16 protein-coding genes and 1 pseudogene are annotated in these 16,738 nt (G+C 71.8%); 9 read left to right on the forward strand and 8 right to left on the reverse strand.

The genetic code is table 11. The features are described 5' to 3' along the window. Window positions 1-224: 224 nt before the first annotated feature. From OG927_RS06050 to OG927_RS06070, 5 genes and pseudogenes are all read left to right on the forward strand, one after another. The gene (locus tag OG927_RS06050) at window positions 225-989 is read left to right on the forward strand and encodes an IclR family transcriptional regulator (protein ID WP_330319813.1); all 765 of its coding nucleotides are present in this window, start codon (window positions 225-227) and stop codon (window positions 987-989) included. 273 nt (window positions 990-1,262) lie between these two features. Beyond that, window positions 1,263-2,054, forward strand: a complete 792-nt coding sequence (locus OG927_RS06055; protein WP_056786474.1) for an MIP/aquaporin family protein — start codon at window positions 1,263-1,265, stop codon at window positions 2,052-2,054. Window positions 2,055-2,095: 41 nt separating this feature from the next. Then, the gene (gene glpK / locus OG927_RS06060; protein WP_056786472.1) at window positions 2,096-3,631 is read left to right on the forward strand and encodes a glycerol kinase GlpK; all 1,536 of its coding nucleotides are present in this window, start codon (window positions 2,096-2,098) and stop codon (window positions 3,629-3,631) included. Between the two features lie 5 nt (window positions 3,632-3,636). Next, on the forward strand, window positions 3,637-5,247 hold the full coding sequence (locus tag OG927_RS06065; protein WP_330319814.1) for a glycerol-3-phosphate dehydrogenase/oxidase: 1,611 nt from the start codon (window positions 3,637-3,639) through the stop codon (window positions 5,245-5,247). A 160-nt stretch (window positions 5,248-5,407) separates the two neighbouring features. Continuing rightward, window positions 5,408-5,578: pseudogene (locus tag OG927_RS06070) on the forward strand (LLM class flavin-dependent oxidoreductase); the annotation flags it as partial. 88 nt (window positions 5,579-5,666) lie between these two features. On the opposite strand, the gene OG927_RS06075 reads toward OG927_RS06070, so the two are convergent. Beyond that, the gene (locus OG927_RS06075; protein WP_319103060.1) at window positions 5,667-6,821 is read right to left on the reverse strand and encodes an LLM class flavin-dependent oxidoreductase; all 1,155 of its coding nucleotides are present in this window, start codon (window positions 6,819-6,821) and stop codon (window positions 5,667-5,669) included. 384 nt (window positions 6,822-7,205) lie between these two features. Next, window positions 7,206-7,289 (reverse strand): putative leader peptide, encoded by an 84-nt coding sequence (locus OG927_RS35970; protein WP_352265432.1) that lies wholly within the window; start codon window positions 7,287-7,289, stop codon window positions 7,206-7,208. Between the two features lie 121 nt (window positions 7,290-7,410). On the opposite strand from OG927_RS35970, the gene OG927_RS06080 reads away from it, so the two are divergent. Both OG927_RS06080 and OG927_RS06085 read left to right on the forward strand, forming a co-directional pair. Continuing rightward, window positions 7,411-7,554 carry a hypothetical protein gene (locus OG927_RS06080; protein WP_330319815.1) on the forward strand — a complete coding sequence of 48 codons (144 nt, stop codon included), beginning with the start codon at window positions 7,411-7,413 and terminating at the stop codon, window positions 7,552-7,554. Window positions 7,555-7,780: 226 nt separating this feature from the next. Further along, window positions 7,781-8,452, forward strand: a complete 672-nt coding sequence (locus OG927_RS06085) for a FadR/GntR family transcriptional regulator (protein WP_056786458.1) — start codon at window positions 7,781-7,783, stop codon at window positions 8,450-8,452. 42 nt (window positions 8,453-8,494) lie between these two features. Here OG927_RS06085 and OG927_RS06090 read toward each other — a convergent pair whose 3' ends face one another. After that, window positions 8,495-9,271 carry an SDR family NAD(P)-dependent oxidoreductase gene (locus OG927_RS06090; protein ID WP_330319816.1) on the reverse strand — a complete coding sequence of 259 codons (777 nt, stop codon included), beginning with the start codon at window positions 9,269-9,271 and terminating at the stop codon, window positions 8,495-8,497. Next, on the reverse strand, window positions 9,271-10,590 hold the full coding sequence (locus OG927_RS06095; RefSeq protein WP_056786452.1) for an L-fuconate dehydratase: 1,320 nt from the start codon (window positions 10,588-10,590) through the stop codon (window positions 9,271-9,273). The genes OG927_RS06090 and OG927_RS06095 overlap by 1 nt, the downstream gene beginning before the upstream one ends. 231 nt (window positions 10,591-10,821) lie before the next feature. Between OG927_RS06095 and OG927_RS06100 the strand changes: the two genes are divergently transcribed. Continuing rightward, window positions 10,822-11,862: a PAC2 family protein gene (locus OG927_RS06100; RefSeq protein WP_056786448.1), complete on the forward strand. Its 1,041-nt coding sequence runs from the start codon at window positions 10,822-10,824 to the stop codon at window positions 11,860-11,862. 92 nt (window positions 11,863-11,954) lie between these two features. On the opposite strand, the gene mshC is transcribed toward OG927_RS06100, so the two are convergent. The 4 genes from mshC to OG927_RS06120 form a co-directional block, all read right to left on the reverse strand. Then, the gene (mshC, locus tag OG927_RS06105; RefSeq protein ID WP_124282868.1) at window positions 11,955-13,184 is read right to left on the reverse strand and encodes a cysteine--1-D-myo-inosityl 2-amino-2-deoxy-alpha-D-glucopyranoside ligase; all 1,230 of its coding nucleotides are present in this window, start codon (window positions 13,182-13,184) and stop codon (window positions 11,955-11,957) included. 233 nt (window positions 13,185-13,417) lie between these two features. After that, complete coding sequence (locus tag OG927_RS06110; protein WP_319103065.1) at window positions 13,418-14,305, reverse strand: SCO1664 family protein; 888 nt, start codon at window positions 14,303-14,305, stop codon at window positions 13,418-13,420. Further along, window positions 14,269-14,859, reverse strand: a complete 591-nt coding sequence (locus OG927_RS06115; RefSeq protein ID WP_056786440.1) for a DUF3090 domain-containing protein — start codon at window positions 14,857-14,859, stop codon at window positions 14,269-14,271. The genes OG927_RS06110 and OG927_RS06115 overlap by 37 nt, the downstream gene beginning before the upstream one ends. 105 nt (window positions 14,860-14,964) lie before the next feature. Beyond that, window positions 14,965-15,675, reverse strand: a complete 711-nt coding sequence (locus OG927_RS06120) for a histidine phosphatase family protein (RefSeq protein WP_056786438.1) — start codon at window positions 15,673-15,675, stop codon at window positions 14,965-14,967. Window positions 15,676-15,738: 63 nt separating this feature from the next. Here OG927_RS06120 and corA point away from each other — a divergent pair, with 63 nt between their 5' ends. Further along, on the forward strand, window positions 15,739-16,725 hold the full coding sequence (gene corA, locus OG927_RS06125) for a magnesium/cobalt transporter CorA (RefSeq protein WP_056786435.1): 987 nt from the start codon (window positions 15,739-15,741) through the stop codon (window positions 16,723-16,725). Window positions 16,726-16,738 lie beyond the last annotated feature (13 nt).

Genomic DNA, 16,738 nt, shown 5'->3' on the forward strand with positions numbered 1-16,738 from the left:
TGCGACGGCTGTCGGCTTTGCGCCCTTCTGCGGAGGAGGGCACGCGGCCAGCGTAGCCGGGCGGGGCGCAGGGCGGTCGTAGCGTCCCACGGGGCGGACTGCATGCTGTGCGGACGGCGGGGCCCGGTCGCGTGGTGGCGCGGAATCACCGCGCCGCCGGACAGGGGTCGGCATCGACCGATAGTGTTCAGCATTGTCGAACCGAGGTGGAGGAGTACGGCGCGATGGCCAAGAACATCCAGTCGCTCGAGCGGGCGGCGGCGATGCTGCGTCTGCTGGCGGGCGGTGAGCGCCGGCTCGGGCTCTCCGACATCTCGTCATCGCTGGGACTGGCCAAGGGCACCGCACACGGCATCCTGCGGACGCTGCAGCACGAGGGCTTCGTGGAGCAGGACGCGACGTCCGGCCGCTACCAGCTCGGCGCCGAGCTGCTGCGCCTGGGCAACAGCTACCTCGACGTCCACGAGCTCCGGGCCCGCGCCCTGGTGTGGACCGACGACCTGGCCCGCTCGAGCGGCGAGAGCGTCCACCTCGGCGTGCTGCACCAGCACGGCGTGCTCATCGTCCACCACGTCTTCCGGCCCGACGACAGCCGCCAGGTGCTGGAGGTCGGCGCGATGCAGCCGCTGCACTCCACCGCCCTGGGCAAAGTGCTCTCCGCCTACGACCCGGTCGCGCACAGCGAGGTCGTCGAGGCGGAACGGCGGCCGTTCACCCCGCACACCGTCACCGGCGAGCAGGAGTTCGAGTCGCTGCTCGACCTGATCCGGGCGCAGGGCTGGGCGTCCGACGTGGAGGAGACCTGGGAGGGCGTGGCGGCGGTGGCCGCCCCGGTCCACGACCGGCGCGGCATGCCGGTCGGCGCGGTGGCCGTGACGGGCGCCGTGGAACGCGTGTCGCCGGGCGGCGACCTGCGCCCCGAGCTGATCGCCGCCGTGCGGGACTGCGCCCGCGCGGTCTCCCGGGATCTGGGCGCCGGGCGCTTCTGAGCGCCCACCGCGCCGACGGTAACGATCGAGTCCCGCACCGAGTCCCACGTCACAGAACTCTTGACGCTTCCTTCATTCGGGAGAAACATTGCCGTTCACCGGTCGGCATTGTCGAACGCTTAACGGCAATACGCGTTAGGGTGTGACAGTGCCGAGGGCCGGTCAAGCCCTTGCAGGTGACGCACTCGTACGGACGAGTACCCACCTGGGGCGCGATCCACCGGAGGGACCCGGTGTTTCGCCTTCCCCTGGACGAAGGACAAAGGAGTCGCGGTGTCCAGCTCCGACATCTTCATCGGCGAGACCATCGGTACCGCCGTACTCACCCTGCTCGGCGGCGGTGTCTGTGCCGCCGTCACGCTCAAGCGCTCCAAGGCGCAGAACGCCGGCTGGCTCGCCATCACCTTCGGGTGGGGTTTCGCCGTACTCACCGGCGCCTACCTCGCCTCCGGTGTGTCCGGCGCCCACCTGAACCCCGCGGTCACGCTCGGCCTCGCGATCCAGGGCGGCACCGAGTGGAGCGACGTACCCCTGTACTTCGCCTCCCAGCTGCTCGGCGCGATGATCGGTGCCGTGCTCGTCTGGGCCGTGTACTACGGACAGTTCCACGCGCACCTCACCGATCCCGAGATCGTGAAGGCCCAGCCCGCCGTGGAGGGCATGGTCGACCAGTCGGCCGCCCCCAAGGCCGGCCCCGTGCTCGGCGTCTTCTCCACCGGTCCGGAGATCCGGCACGCGGTGCAGAACGTGGTCACGGAGGTCATCGCCACCGCTGTGCTGATCCTGGCGATCCTCACTCAGGGGCTCAACAACGAGGGCAACGGACTCGGCACGCTCGGCGCGCTGATCACCGCCCTGGTCGTCGTCGGTATCGGCCTCTCGCTCGGCGGCCCGACCGGCTACGCGATCAACCCGGTACGTGACCTCGGTCCGCGCATCGTGCACGCGCTGCTGCCACTGCCGAACAAGGGTGGTTCCGACTGGAGCTACGCCTGGGTACCGGTAGTGGGACCGCTCATAGGCGCCGCTCTGGCCGGCGGGCTCTACAACCTCGCCTTCGCCTGAGCCGTGATCCTTCACACCACACAGACCTCCGGGAGCACACCGTGACCGACGCACACACCACCGGCCCGTTCATCGCGGCCATCGACCAGGGCACCACGTCCAGCCGCTGCATCGTCTTCGACAAGGACGGCCGGATCGTCTCCGTCGACCAGAAGGAGCACGAGCAGATCTTCCCGAAGCCCGGCTGGGTCGAACACGACGCGACCGAGATCTGGGAGAACGTCCAGGAAGTCGTCGCGGGGGCGATCGTCAAGGCCGGCATCACCTCGGCCGACGTCAAGGCCATCGGCATCACCAACCAGCGCGAGACGACCCTGCTCTGGGACAAGAACACCGGTGAGCCGGTCCACAACGCCCTCGTCTGGCAGGACACCCGCACCGACGCGCTCTGCAAGGAGCTCGGCCGCAACGTCGGCCAGGACCGCTTCCGCCGCGAGACGGGCCTGCCGCTCGCGTCGTACTTCGCGGGCCCGAAGGTCCGCTGGCTGCTCGACAACGTCGAGGGGCTGCGCGAGCGGGCCGAGCGGGGCGACATCCTCTTCGGCACCATGGACTCCTGGGTCATCTGGAATCTGACCGGCGGCACCGACGGCGGCGTCCACGTCACCGACGTCACCAACGCCTCGCGCACCCTCCTGATGAACCTCCACTCGATGCAGTGGGACGACAAGATCGTCCAGTCGATGCAGATCCCGAGCGCGGTGCTGCCCGAGATCCGGTCCTCCGCCGAGGTGTACGGCAACGCCAAGGGCGGAGTCCTCGACGGGGTCCCGGTGGCCTCCGCGCTCGGCGACCAGCAGGCCGCGCTGTTCGGCCAGACGTGTTTCGCCCAGGGCGAGGCCAAGTCCACGTACGGCACCGGCACCTTCATGCTGATGAACACCGGCCACACCCCGGTGAACTCGTACAACGGGCTGCTGACGACCGTCGGCTACCGGATCGGCGACCAGAAGCCGGTCTACGCCCTCGAGGGGTCCATCGCCGTCACCGGTTCGCTGGTGCAGTGGATGCGCGACCAGATGGGCCTGATCAAGTCCGCCGCCGAGATCGAGACGCTGGCCTCGTCGGTCGAGGACAACGGCGGCGCGTACTTCGTGCCCGCCTTCTCCGGCCTGTTCGCCCCCTACTGGCGCCCCGACGCCCGTGGTGTCATCACCGGTCTCACCCGTTACGTGACCAAGGCGCACATCGCCCGTGCCGTGCTCGAAGCCACCGCCTGGCAGACCCGTGAGATCAGCGACGCCATGACGAAGGACTCCGGCGTCGAGCTGACCGCGCTCAAGGTCGACGGCGGCATGACCTCCAACAACCTGCTGATGCAGACGCTCTCCGACTTCCTGGACGCGCCCGTGGTGCGCCCCATGGTCGCCGAGACCACCTGCCTCGGCGCCGCCTACGCCGCCGGTCTCGCCGTCGGCTTCTGGCCGGACACCGACGCGCTGCGCGCCAACTGGCGCCGGGCCGCCGAGTGGACACCCCGAATGGACGCGGGCACCCGCGACCGCGAGTACCGGAGCTGGCTCAAGGCCGTGGAGCGTTCCATGGGCTGGCTCGACGAAGACACTGCTGAGGAGTAATCGATATGACCACCCTGCAGAGCGTCCCCGCCCTCGGGACGCATCCGGCCTCCGGCTCCCTTCCGAGCCGCGCCGAAACCCGGGAGCAGCTTTCCAAGGCGACGTACGACCTCCTGGTGATCGGCGGCGGCATCCTGGGCATCTCCACCGCCTGGCACGCCGCGCAGTCCGGCCTGCGGGTGGCCCTGGTGGACGCCGGCGACTTCGCCGGCGCCACCTCCTCCGCCTCCTCCAAGCTCCTCCACGGCGGTCTGCGCTACCTGCAGACCGGCGCGGTGAAGCTGGTCGCGGAGAACCACTTCGAGCGGCGCGCGGTGTCCCGTGAGGTCGCCCCGCACCTGGCCAACCCGCTCACCTTCTACCTGCCGGTCTACAAGGGCGGGCCGCACAGTGCGGCCAAGCTCGGTGCGGGCGTCTTCGCGTACTCGGCCCTGTCCGCGTTCGGTGACGGCGTCGGCCATGTGATCAGCCCGGCCCGGGCGCAGCGCGACGTGCCCGAGCTGCGCACGGACAACCTCAAGGCCGTCGCGGTCTACGGCGACGACCAGATGAACGACGCCCGGATGGCACTCATGACGGTCCGGGCGGCCGTCGACGCCGGTGCCGTCGTGCTCAACCACGCCGCGGTCACCGGTCTGCGCTTCACCCGGGGACGGGTCACCGGGGCCGAGCTCGAGGACCGTCAGGACGGGACGGAGTTCGGCGTGAACGCCCGCCTCGTGCTGAACGCCACCGGTCCGTGGGTCGATCACCTGCGGAAGATGGAGAATCCGGACGCCGCTCCGTCCATCCGTCTGTCCAAGGGCGCGCACCTGGTCCTCAAGCGCACGCGTCCGTGGAAGGCGGCCCTGGCGACGCCGATCGACAAGTACCGCATCACGTTCGCCCTGCCGTGGGAGGACATGCTGCTGCTCGGCACGACGGACGAGGAGTACGAGGGCGATCCGGCCGATGTCTCGGTCACCGAGAAGGACACGGCCCAGATCCTGGACGAGGCGGCGTTCTCCGTCCGGGACCAGCAGTTGTCCCGCGACCTCATCACGTACTCCTTCGCGGGGCTTCGGGTGCTGCCGGGCGGTCCCGGGGGCACGGCGAAGGCCAAGCGCGAGACGGTCGTGTCCGAGGGGCGCGGCGGGATGCTGTCGGTCGCGGGCGGGAAGTGGACCACGTTCCGCCACATCGGCCGCACGGTGATGAACAAGCTGGCCGCGCTTCCCGGGCACCCCCTCGCCGAGGACATGGAGCCGATGGCACGGCTGCCGCGGAAGCTGCCGCTGCCCGGTATCGCGAACCCGAACGCGGTCGCGCACCGGCTGATGGTCGACGGCGGGACCCCGGGTCCGCGGATGGCGGCCGACACGGCCCGCCACCTCGCCACGCACTACGGGTCGCTCTCCTTCGACATCGCGCGGCTGGCCAACGAGAACCCGGCGCTGGCGGACCGCATCCACCCGGACGCACCGGAGATCTGGGCGCAGGTGGCGTACGCCCGCGACCGCGAGTGGGCCGAGACCGCGGACGACGTGCTGCGCCGCCGGACGACGCTGACGATCCGGGGCCTGGCGACGGACGAGATCCGGGCCGGGGTCGAGGACGTGCTCGCCGACCGGCACTGACGGTCCGTACGGAACACAGGGGCGGCTCCGGGAGGAGCCGCCCTTCCGCGTGCGCCCCTGCCGTGCCATACCGCCGCCACACCGGTGCGATGTGACGTGGGGACAGTGGAGGGATGACCGTACAGGGGGTCTTCACCTGTCGGCGGCGCTCGACGGTGCCGTCATCGACGAGATCCTCGGCTGCCACGCGGTGTACCGGCACGACCTGCAGTCGATCACCGTGGACGGATTCGGCCTGACGCACGGCGAACAGCTGGAGACCTTGCAGCGGTTCGCCGAGGAGATCGCCCCGGTCCTGCGACGCGAGGCGGCCTCCACGCTCTGGGAGTGACCCGGGCCGCGCGGCACCCCGGGGTGCCGGAACCCGGCCGTCGCCCCGCTGCCCCGTCGCCCCGCGGCCGGGTCGCCGGGCCCGGTTCTCAGGCCCCCGCAGGCCCCCCTGATCGAGCCTGCGCGAAGGGGGCCCGGGCGGGGCCGTCCGGGTGGGCCCACAGCCCGCGGGCCGCGAGCCTGGGCAGGACGCCCTCGCCGAACCAGTACGCCTCCTCCAGGTGCGGGTATCCGGAGAGGATGAACTCGTCGATGCCGAGCCGGTGGTACTCCTCGATGCGGTCGGCGACCTCCTCGTGGCTGCCGACGAGCGCGGTCCCCGCGCCGCCGCGGACCAGGCCGATGCCCGCCCACAGGTTGGGGTGGATCTCCAGACCGTCGCGGCCGCCGCCGTGCAGGGCAAGCATGCGCTTCTGCCCGTCGGACTCACTGCGGGCGAGCCCCTCCTGGACGGAGCGCACGACGGCGGGGTCGAAGCCCGCCAGGAGGCGGTCCGCCTCGCCCCACGCCTGCTCCGCGGTGTCCCGGGCGATGACGTGGAGCCGGATACCGAAGCGCGGGGTGCGACCCTCACGCTCGGCGAGCCCGCGTATCCAGGCGATCTTCTCCGCGACCTGGGCGGGCGGTTCACCCCACGTGAGGTAGACGTCGGCGTGCCGGGCGGCGACCACACCGGCGGCGGGCGAGGAGCCGCCGAAGTACACCTGGGGCACCGGGTCGGGGACCCGGGTGAGCCGGGCGTCCTCGACGGTGAGGTGCTCGCCCTTCAGATTCACCGTCCTGCCGCCCCACAGGTCCCGGACGATCTCCAGGAACTCGCCGGTACGGGCGTAGCGCGCGTCCTTGTCGAGGAAGTCCCCGTACGCGCGCTGCTCGCGGCTCTCCCCTCCGGTCACCACGTTGAGCAGCAGCCGGCCCCCGGTCTGGCGCTGGTAGGTGGCGGCCATCTGCGCGGCGAGCGTGGGCGAGACGAAGCCGGGCCGGAACGCCACCAGGAACTTCAGCCGCTCGGTGTGCTGGCTGACCATGGCCGTGGTCAGCCAGGCGTCCTCGCACCAGGCGCCGGTCGGGGTCAGGACCCCTTCGAAGCCGAGGTCCTCGGCGGCGCGGGCGATCTGGGCGAGGTAGCGGACGGTGGGCGGTCGGTCGCCGCCCGCGGCGGTGACGGGGGTGCCGTGGCCACCGCCGACGACGTGGCGGCTGTCGCCGTTGGTGGGCAGGAACCAGTGGAACGTGAGAGGCACGGGGTTCTCCGATCAGGGGTGGCACAGCAGGCCGCGGCAGGGCGGGGCGGGTGCCGTCGAGGGCGTGGCGGCCGAGGTACTGGATCTTCCAGCGGGCCGGGTCGGGGAAGGGTCTTCGGCAACCCCGGGTGGGCGGCCGCGCAGACGGGCGTGCCGATGGTGACGCCGTCAACCACCGCGAACGGGTCCGTGGCCCCGGCCACCGCCGGAGTCCGAAGCCGGCGCCCGGCTCTGCGCCGGCGGGCAGGGTGCGGACGTCGAGCGGTACGACCGTGTGGCCCCGGTCGGCGAGGGGCGCCGGGTCACCGGTGGGGAGAGGTCCCTGGAACGGGCAGGACCGTCCTGGTCAGGACGGCTCCGGACAGCGCACGAAGGAGGGAACCCTCAGACTTCGCGACAACAGAACGCGCTGGCGACACGTGCGAGGTCGATGTGACGTCGCTGCGTGAGATTCCGTCGGTCCTTCATGCCGGTCAGACTAGCCACCCCCGGCCCCGGCAGTCGAGTGGGCGATCGCTGCGCGGTGCTGGGGTTTCCCTTCCACCGGCCCTGCCGGTGGACGACCGGCCCGGTCCGGGGGTAGGTGGTCGTGCGCGTGGAACCGCCCGGGCACACCGAGGCGGTGACGCGGCAGGGCTCGCTGCCCGGGCCGCCGAGGAGCCCTCTCCCCCGGCCCGCGGTGAACGAGACCGTGCGCACCCTCGAACGCGAGCTCGGGGCGGACCCCAGGTGATGTCATGCACCGGTTCACACACCGGCGGCTCGAGGACGCCGGCGGGGGTGTCCTGCTGGTGCTTCAGCACCGCGGGCCGGGCTCGGTCCCGCGCGTGGCACGCGCTGGGGCCGCCTCCATGTGGAGCGCGCCCGGGGCCCGCGACCGGGCGGGGAGATCGCGGCACGCTCCGGGGCCGCATAATGAGGCTGATACATCGGATGTCTTGTGTGCGAGGAGGCCCTGCATGGCCGTCACCGACGAAGCGATCGAGAAGATCAAGGGGATGATCGTCTCGGGCGCTCTGGGGCCGGGCGACCGGCTTCCCAAGGAGAGCGAACTCGCTTCCGAGCTGGGGCTTTCCCGCAACTCGCTGCGCGAGGCGGTGCGCGCGCTGTCGCTGATCCGGATTCTCGACGTACGCCAGGGCGACGGCACCTATGTCACCAGCCTGGATCCTCAGCTCCTGCTGGAGGCGCTGAGCTTCGTGGTGGACTTCCACCGTGACGACACGGTGCTGGAGTTCCTCGCGGTCCGCCGGATCCTGGAGCCCGCCGCCACGGCGATGGCCGCACTGCGCATCGAGGAGGCCCAGCTGGACGTGCTGGGCGCGCAGCTGGACGCACTGGGCGATGCCCCCTCGGTGGAGGAACTGGTCGCCTGCGATCTGGAGTTCCACCGCGGGATCGTCCGGTCCTCCGGCAACGCGGTCCTGTGCTCGCTGCTGGACGGCCTGTCCGGGCCGACCACCCGGGCCAGGGTGTGGCGCGGGCTGACCCAGGAGGACGCGGTGAGCCGGACCCTGCACGAGCACCGGGCGATCCTCGCCGCCCTGCGGGACCGGGACGCGGAGGCGGCCCGGTCCTGGGCGACGGTGCACGTGGCGAGCGTGGAGCAGTGGCTGCGCTCGACCCTGTGAGGCGCGTTCCCGGCGTACCGGCAGGGACACCGGCCCTCCGGCTCAGCGGGCGGGGCGCAGCCGCAGGCCCTGCATGCCTCCGTCGACGGCGAGCGCGGTGCCGGTGACGGACGCTGCCGCCGGGCTCGCCAGGTAGACGACGGCGGCGGCGACCTCGTCGGCGGAGACCAGCCGTCCCAGCGGCTGGCGGGCGTCGAGGGCGGCGCGCTCGGCCGCCGGGTCCTCGGCCTGTCCGAGCAGCCGGCCGATCCACGGGGTGTCGGCGGTGCCGGGGTTCACGCAGTTGACGCGGATGCCCTCGCGGACGTGGTCGGCGGCCATGGCCAGCGTCAGCGAGAGCACCGCGCCCTTGCTCGCGCTGTAGAGGGCGCGCTGCGGGAGACCCGCGGTGGCGGCGATGGAGCAGGTCTGGGTGATCGACACGGCGCCGGGGCGGGCGGCCGCCGCCCGCCGCAGATGGGGCAGGGCGTGACGGGCGGCGCGGACCATGCCGAGGACGTTGACGTCCAGGACGCGGGTCCATTCCTCGTCGGTGTTGTCCTCGACGGTGCCGATGGAGCCGATCCCCGCGTTCGACACGAGGGTGTGCAGTCCGCCCAGCTCACCGGCTGCCCGGTCGACGGCGTTGCGTACGGCGGCGTCGTCGGTCACGTCGGCCTCGATCGCGAGGACACCGCCGGGGGCCCCCTTCGTCTCACGGTCGACCACGGCGACGCGTGCCCCGCGGGCGAGCAGGAGGGCGGCCACGGCGGCACCGATGCCGGACGCGCCACCCGTGACCAGGGCGGACAGCCCGTCGAAGTCCTGTGTACCGGTCATCAGTGGGTCTCCTCGGCGGTGAGGCGGGCCTGCCAGACGGGGCCCCGCGGGTAGATGTGGGCGGCGATCGAGTCCGGGAGCATCCGGGCGGAGAAGCCCGGCGTGCGGGGGGCGACGTAGTGGCCGTCCCGTATGACGACCGGGTCGGCGAAGTGCTCGTGGAGATGGTCGACGTACTCGATGACCCGGTCCTCCCGGCTGCCGGAGACCGCCACGTAGTCGAACATCGAGAGGTGCTGGACCAGTTCGCACAGTCCGACGCCTCCGGCGTGCGGGCAGACGGGAACGCCGTACTTGGCGGCGAGCAGCAGGATCGCGAGGTTCTCGTTGACGCCCGCGACCCGTGCGGCGTCGATCTGGACGAAGTCGACCGCGTCGGCCTGCAGCAGCTGCTTGAACACGACCCGGTTGGCGACGTGTTCGCCGGTGGCGACCTTGACGGGCTGCCCCGCCCGCACGGCGGCGTGCCCGAGCACGTCGTCGGGGCTGGTCGGTTCCTCGATCCAGTACGGATCGTACGGCGCGAGGGCGCGCATCCACTCCACCGCGGCGGCCACGTCCCAGCGCTGGTTGGCGTCGACCGCGATGCGGATTCCGGGACCGACCGCGGTGCGGGCGAGCGCGAGCCTGCGGATGTCGTCGTCCAGGTCGGCGCCGACCTTGAGCTTGATCTGCGTGAAGCCGTCCGCGACGGCCTCCTCGGCCAGGCGCACGAGTTTGTCGTCGTCGTAGCCGAGCCAGCCGGGTGAGGTCGTGTAGGCGGGGTAGCCCTCGGCGAGCAGCCGTTCGGTGCGCTCCGCGCGGCCCGGCTCGGCGGCCCGGAGCAGGGCGAGCGCCTCGTCGGGGGTGAGCGCGTCCGTGAGGTAGCGGAAGTCGACGAGGGAGACGAGCTCCTGCGGTGTCATCCCGGCGAGGAACTGCCAGACGGGCTGCCCCGCCAGCTTGGCCGCGAGGTCCCAGGCGGCGTTGACGACCGCACCGGCCGCCATGTGCATCACGCCCTTCTCGGGCCCCAGCCAGCGCAGCTGTGAGTCGTGCGTGAGCTCGCGGTACAGGGCGCCGAGAGCGGCGGCGTCGCGCGGCACGGGGCGCCCGACGAGGTGGGTGCGGAGCGTCTCGATGGCTGCGGCCATGACATCGTTGCCGCGGCCGATGGTGAAACAGAAGCCGTGCCCCTGCGCGCCGCCGGTGTCCGTACCGAGGACGACGTAGGCGGCCGAGTAGTCGGGGTCGGTGTTCATGGCGTCCGAGCCGTCCAGCTGCTCCGAGGTCGGGAAGCGGATGTCGTGGACCTCGAAGTCCGTGACGGTCTGACTCATGTGCGCCCCCAGGGGAATAACATCGGACCTCTGCTTGGTCATCCGATGTATAGCGCCGGATACCACCGATCGTCCAGGGTCTGACGGAAATTCGATCAGTTCCGGATCCGCACAGCTCGGATGAATCAAGCTCTGGCACGGATCATTCATGCACGCAAACGGGCTGCGGCCGGGGAGGGCCGAAGCCGTAAGGTTGGCCCGTACACAAGGGAACTTCGGAAGGAGGCCTGGGTGATCGAGCTCGAGGGGGTACCCGAGCTGGTCGACCCGGTCATGGTGGCCGCGTTCGAAGGCTGGAACGACGCCGGTGACGCCGCCTCCACAGCGGTCGGACATCTGGACCGGGAATGGAAGGGCGAGGTGTTCGCGGCGCTCGACGCCGAGGACTACTACGACTTCCAGGTCAACCGGCCCACGGTGTGGCTGGACGGCGGGGTACGGAAGATCACGTGGCCCACCACGCGGCTCTCCGTGGTCCGCATCGGCGGGGAGAAGCCCCGTGACCTGGTGCTGGTCCGGGGCATCGAACCCTCCATGCGATGGCGCTCGTTCTGCAACGAGATCCTCGGCTTCGCCCATGAGCTGGGCGTGGAGATGGTCGTCATCCTGGGGGCGTTGCTGGGTGACACCCCGCACACCCGGCCGGTGCCGGTGAGCGGAGTGACCTCGGACCCCGACCTGGCCAGGACCATGGATCTGGAGGAGACCAAGTACGAGGGCCCGACGGGCATCGTCGGCATCCTCCAGGAGGCCTGTACGCACGCGGGGGTGCCCGCGGTGAGTCTGTGGGCAGCGGTGCCGCACTACGTGTCGCAGCCGCCGAACCCGAAGGCGACGCTGGCCCTGCTGAACCGTCTCGAGGACCTGCTCGGTCTGCGGATCCCGCTGGGCGAGCTGCCCGAGGACGCCCGCGCCTGGCAGCTCGGCGTCGACCAGCTGGCCGCCGAGGACAGCGAGGTCGCGGAGTACGTGCAGACGCTGGAGGAGGCGCGGGACACCGCGGAGCTGCCCGAGGCGTCCGGCGAGGCCATCGCCCGGGAATTCGAGCGGTATCTCAGACGCCGTGACGTCGGGGGTCCGGGCCAGCCGCCCGGCGGCCACGCCACGGAGGGCGGCGACGTGCCCTATCTGCGGGACACGTCGAGCGGCCGCACGAGACCGCCGAAGCCCCAGCGGCCGGAGGCGGAGCGCCCCGGGACGCCCCGGCCGAAGGACGGGGACGAGCCGGAGGACCCGCCGACCGGGCCGGACGAGAACCCGTCCGAGGACTGACACACACGCCGGCCCCCCATGACGCGGACCGGCCCCGGACTTCACTCGGAAGTCCGGGGCCGGTCCGCGTCATGGGGGTCGCGGGACGGGAACTACAGCGCGACGCCCAGGAGGGCGTCGACGGTGCGTGACACGAGGCCGGGCGCACCCTCGTCCGTACCGCCGTCGGCGGTCTGCGCGGCGGCCCAGCGGTCCACGGCGGCGAGTGCGGCCGGGGTGTCCAGGTCGTCGGCCAGGGCCTCCCGCACCTCCTCGACCAGGGCGTCGGCACCGAGCCCGTCGGGCCGGGAGACGGCGGCACGCCACCGTGCGAGGCGCTCGACAGCGTCGGCGAGGACCTGGTCGGTCCACTCCCAGTCGGCCCGGTAGTGGTGCGAGAGCAGCGCGAGCCTGATCGCCGCGGGGTCCACGTCGTCCCGGCGCAGCGCCGACACGAAGACGAGGTTGCCCTTGGACTTGGACATCTTCTCGCCGTTGAGGGCGACCATGCCGGCGTGCACGTAGGCACGGGCGAACGGGTGCTCGCCGGTCAGCACCTGGGCGTGCGAGGCGCCCATCTCGTGGTGCGGGAAGACGAGGTCGGAGCCGCCGCCCTGGACGTCGAAGCCCATACCGAGGTGGTCCAGTGCGATGGCCACGCACTCGATGTGCCAGCCGGGGCGGCCGAGACCGAGGGTGCCGCCGTCCCAGCTCGGCTCGCCCTCACGGGCGGCCATCCAGAGCATCGGGTCGAGCGGGTTCTTCTTGCCGGGGCGCTCGGGGTCACCGCCGCGCTCGGCGGAGAGCAGCCGCATGGCCTCGGCGTCGAGGCCGGAGACCTCGCCGAAGTGCGGGTCGGACTCGATGGCGAAGTACACGTCCCCGTCGAGTTCGTAGGCCGCTCCCGCGTCGCGGAGCCGTTCGACGAGCGGGACGATGCCGGGTATCGCCTCCACGGCCCCGATGTAGTGCTGGGGCGGAAGCATGCGCAGGGCGGTCATGTCCTCCCGGAAGAGTGCCGTCTCGCGCTCCGCGAGCTCGGTCCAGTCCTCGCCGTCGCGCACGGCCCGCTCCAGCAGCGGATCATCCACGTCGGTCACGTTCTGGACGTAGTGAACCTGCCGCTTGGTGTCGAGCCACACGCGCTGAACGAGGTCGAACGCGTTGTAGGTCGCCGCATGACCCATATGGGTCGCGTCGTACGGCGTGATGCCGCAGACGTAGATGCGGGCGACGGGACCGGGGTCAAGGGTGATCCGTCCGCCGGTCGCGGTGTCGTGGATCCGAAGGTCGCGGCCCTTGCCAGGCAGGGCGGGGACCTCAGAAGCGGGCCAGGCATGCATGTCACGAGCGTAACCGGACGATGCCTACGGATACGAACCGGACCCGGGATCGTGGCCGAAGAGGCGGTCTTGCGCGGACAGCCCTTTTCCTCTAACGCCCGCCCCCGAGCGGGCTCCACCGGACGCGGGGACCCGCCGCCCGTGCCCGTCCCGGGCCTCCGGACGCCGGGGCGTCCCGGGTCCGGAAAACGGCTCCGGCCCCGGCCCTGCGGCCACGGGCGCCGGTTCCGGCGTCACACAGGGGGCCACGGAATGGCCGGCCACTCCCCGCTCGGCTGCGGATGGCACCCGGCCTCCCGGAGCACCGCCACCCGGCCCCGCAGCGCGTCGAGCTCGGCCATCGTGATCAGTTCCGCCAGCCGGGTGGCGAGCGCCGTCCCCGGCTCCAGGCCGGCGGACAGCAGGCCGAGCACCTCCACGGCCTCCGTCGTCAGCGGTTCGCCCGCCCACCCCCACAGCAGGGTGCGGAGCTTGTCGTCCGCGTTGAAGGTCACCCCGTGATCGATGCCGTACAGCCGGCCGCCGGGTGCGGGCAGCAGGTGCCCGCCCTTGCGGTCACCGTTGTTGATCACCGCGTCCAGGACCGCGAGCCTGCGCAGGCGCGGGTCGTCGGCGTGCACGAGCAGGGCGGTCCGCCCCTCCCCCACCTCGGCGAAGCAGACGGCCTTCCAGCCCTCACCCGGCTTCTCGTCCTCGACGAGCGCGAGCAGCGGAGGCAGCCCGTGCGCACCCGGGTCGCCGGCCTCCGGGCCGTCGTCGCTCCCGTCCGCGGCGTCCGCCTCGTCCGCCTCGATCCACAGCTGGCACATTCCCGGACCGTACGGGCCCTCCCGCAGCACCGTGGGCGGCACGAGTCCCCACCCGGTCGCTTCGGAGACCTCGTACGCCGCCACCTCGCGCTGGGCGAGCGTGCCGTCCGGGAAGTCCCAGAGCGGCTGCTCCCCGGCGACCGGCTTGTAGACGCAGGGGCGCTCCTCGCCCTCGTACGCGACCGTGCAGTAGAGCACCGCGTTCGACGCGCCCCGTACCCGGCCGAGGACCGTGAGCTCCCCCTGGGCCAGCAGGGTGCGCAGTCCGGCCTCCGTCAGGCCCCGCGACGGTATCCGTTCTGGCGCGGGCATACGTGTCCTTCCGGATCGAGGGGCAGGCTGCAGAGCGGGCACGGCGGCCGGCCGGCGTTCACGACGTCCAGGGCGCGCTTGGCGAACGCCCGTGCCTGGGCGCCGCTCAGCCGGACGCGCAGCATCGGCGGGCCGTTCTCCTCGTCCTGCAGGAGCCGTTCCTCGGCCTCCGCCAGATCGTCGTCGGAGTCGGCGTCCAGCTCGACGAGCGCCTGCGCTTCGACGATCATGCGCTGTTCCTCGCCGTCCCAGGCGAGGGCCATCGTGCCGACCCTGAACTCCTCCTCGACGGGGGCGTCCAGCGGGGCGGTGTCGGTGACGTCCATGGGTGCCACGGCGGGCACCGGTGAATTGCCGCCGGTCCGCCGGACGACCTCGTCGAGGAGTTCGTCGATCCGTTCGGCCAACGCGGCGACCTGGGTCTTCTCCAGGGCCACGCTCGTGACCCGGCCCCTCGAGGACGCCTGCAGGAAAAACGTACGGCGGCCAGGCAGCCCGACCGTACCGGCCACGAAACGGTCCGGGGGGTCGTAGAGGAACACCTGACGGGACACGTCCTGTCTCCCTTGAGAATGGGGGCGGATGGAGGGTGGCCGGGGCCCCGGGGGGAGTGCCCCCACACGGCCGCTACGGCGCGTCCACCCTACTGCGCGGAGCGATCACGGCGCCCCAGCGCCGCCCCCGACGGCCGCGTCCGTCGCCGTGCCCCCCGTCGCGTCGGCCCCGATGGCCTGTTCGCGCGGTGCCAGGGACGCGAAGTCGCCGGTGTCACCGAGGCGGAGGAGGAACGGGCGCAGCCGGGTGTAGCGGATCGCGGTGACCGAGCAGGGGTCGGCGTGGATGCGCTGGAAGAGGTCGAGGTGCATGCCGAGCGCGTCGGCGACGAGCGCCTTGATGATGTCGCCGTGCGAGCACATCACATAGGCGGCGTCGTCCCCGTGCTCCGCCTCGATCCGGGCGTTCCAGTCCCGTACGGCGTCGACGGCCCTGGCCTGCATGGTCCGCATGGACTCCCCACCGGGGAACGCGGCGGCCGAAGGGTGCTGCTGCACGACGGACATCAGCGGTTCGTCGGAGAGCTCGGCGAGTTTGCGCCCCGACCAGTCCCCGTAGTCGCATTCGCTGATCCGGTCCTCGGTGTGCAGCGCCAGGTCCGGGCGGGCGTCGAGCAGCGGCCGGAGCGTCTCCCTGCAGCGCTGCAGGGGACTGCTGACGGCCGCGACGAGCGTGAGGGCGGCCAGCCGTCCGGGCAGCGCGGCGGCCTGTTCGGCACCGCGTTCGTCGAGGGCGATCCCGGGGGTCCGCCCCGCGAGCACTCCGGCGGTGTTGGCGGTCGAGCGTCCGTGGCGTACGAGGATGAGCGTGGGCATACCCGCCAGCGTAGAGGGCAGGACTCAGGTGCGAGGAGGCCCGGGGCAGGAGAGAATGCGCGCGTGATCGTGGACTGTGGCATTTATCGGGACGGGCGCCGGACGGACGGCCCCGCCGACTTCTCCGACGCCCTGGACGAGGCGCGGGCATCCGGCGACGGGTTCGTCTGGATCGGACTGCACGAGCCGACGGAGCAGGAGTTCGGCCTCGTCAGCAGTGAGTTCGGGCTGCACCCGCTGGCGGTGGAGGACGCCCTGCGTGCGCACCAGCGGCCCAAGCTGGAGATCTACGACGACTCGCTGTTCGTGGTCGTGAAGCCGGTGGTCTACGAGCAGGAGAGCGACACGGTCACCACCGACGAGCTGATGATCTTCATGGGCGACTCCTTCGTGGTGACGGTCCGGCACGGCGAGGGTGCCCCCCTGGCGGCGGTGCGCAGCCGTCTGGAGGCCGAGCCCGAGGTGCTCAGGCACGGCCCCACGTCGGTGCTGTACGCGGTCAGCGACGCGGTGGTGGACCACTACATCGAGGTCGCGGCCGAGCTCCAGGTCGATCTGGAGGAGCTGGAGGCCCAGGTGTTCGCGCCCAGCGGAACGCGCGACTCGAAGAACACCGCCGCACGCATCTACACCTTCAAGCGGCAGGTGCTCGAGTTCCGCCGGGCGAGCGGCCCGCTGGCGGCGCCCACGGCCCGGCTCGCGAGCGCGGGCGTGCCGTTCGTCGACAAGCACTCGCAGCCGTTCTTCCGCGATGTGAACGACCACCTGACCCGCGCCAACGAGCACGTGGAGGGCCTGGACCGGCTCCTCTCGGACATCCTGGCGGCGCATCTCGCCCAGATGGGGGTCCGGCAGAACGACGACATGCGGAAGATCTCGGCGTGGGCCGCGATGGCCGCCGTACCCACCATGGTGGCCGGCGTCTACGGCATGAACTTCGACCACATGCCGGAGCTGCACTGGGCATGGACGTATCCGGCGGTGGTCGCGCTGATGGGGTGCGCGGTCTTCGGCCTGTACCGCACGTTCAAGCACCGCGGCTGGCTGTAGCCGGGGCCCGTTC

This window comes from Streptomyces clavifer (assembly GCF_036345975.1).
In the GTDB taxonomy this organism is placed as follows: domain Bacteria; phylum Actinomycetota; class Actinomycetes; order Streptomycetales; family Streptomycetaceae; genus Streptomyces; species Streptomyces clavifer.

Excerpts from the sequence above, each read along its gene's own strand:
- OG927_RS35970 (WP_352265432.1), bottom strand. The coding sequence starts at position 7,289 with ATGAAGGACCGACGGAATCTCACGCAGCGACGTCACATCGACCTCGCA.
- OG927_RS06050 (WP_330319813.1), top strand. The coding sequence starts at position 225 with ATGGCCAAGAACATCCAGTCGCTCGAGCGGGCGGCGGCGATGCTGCGT.
- OG927_RS06095 (WP_056786452.1), bottom strand. The coding sequence starts at position 10,590 with ATGAGTCAGACCGTCACGGACTTCGAGGTCCACGACATCCGCTTCCCG.
- mshC (WP_124282868.1), bottom strand. The coding sequence starts at position 13,184 with ATGCATGCCTGGCCCGCTTCTGAGGTCCCCGCCCTGCCTGGCAAGGGC.
- OG927_RS06085 (WP_056786458.1), top strand. The coding sequence starts at position 7,781 with ATGGCCGTCACCGACGAAGCGATCGAGAAGATCAAGGGGATGATCGTC.
- OG927_RS06090 (WP_330319816.1), bottom strand. The coding sequence starts at position 9,271 with ATGACCGGTACACAGGACTTCGACGGGCTGTCCGCCCTGGTCACGGGT.
- OG927_RS06110 (WP_319103065.1), bottom strand. The coding sequence starts at position 14,305 with ATGCCCGCGCCAGAACGGATACCGTCGCGGGGCCTGACGGAGGCCGGA.
- OG927_RS06065 (WP_330319814.1), top strand. The coding sequence starts at position 3,637 with ATGACCACCCTGCAGAGCGTCCCCGCCCTCGGGACGCATCCGGCCTCC.
- OG927_RS06120 (WP_056786438.1), bottom strand. The coding sequence starts at position 15,675 with ATGCCCACGCTCATCCTCGTACGCCACGGACGCTCGACCGCCAACACC.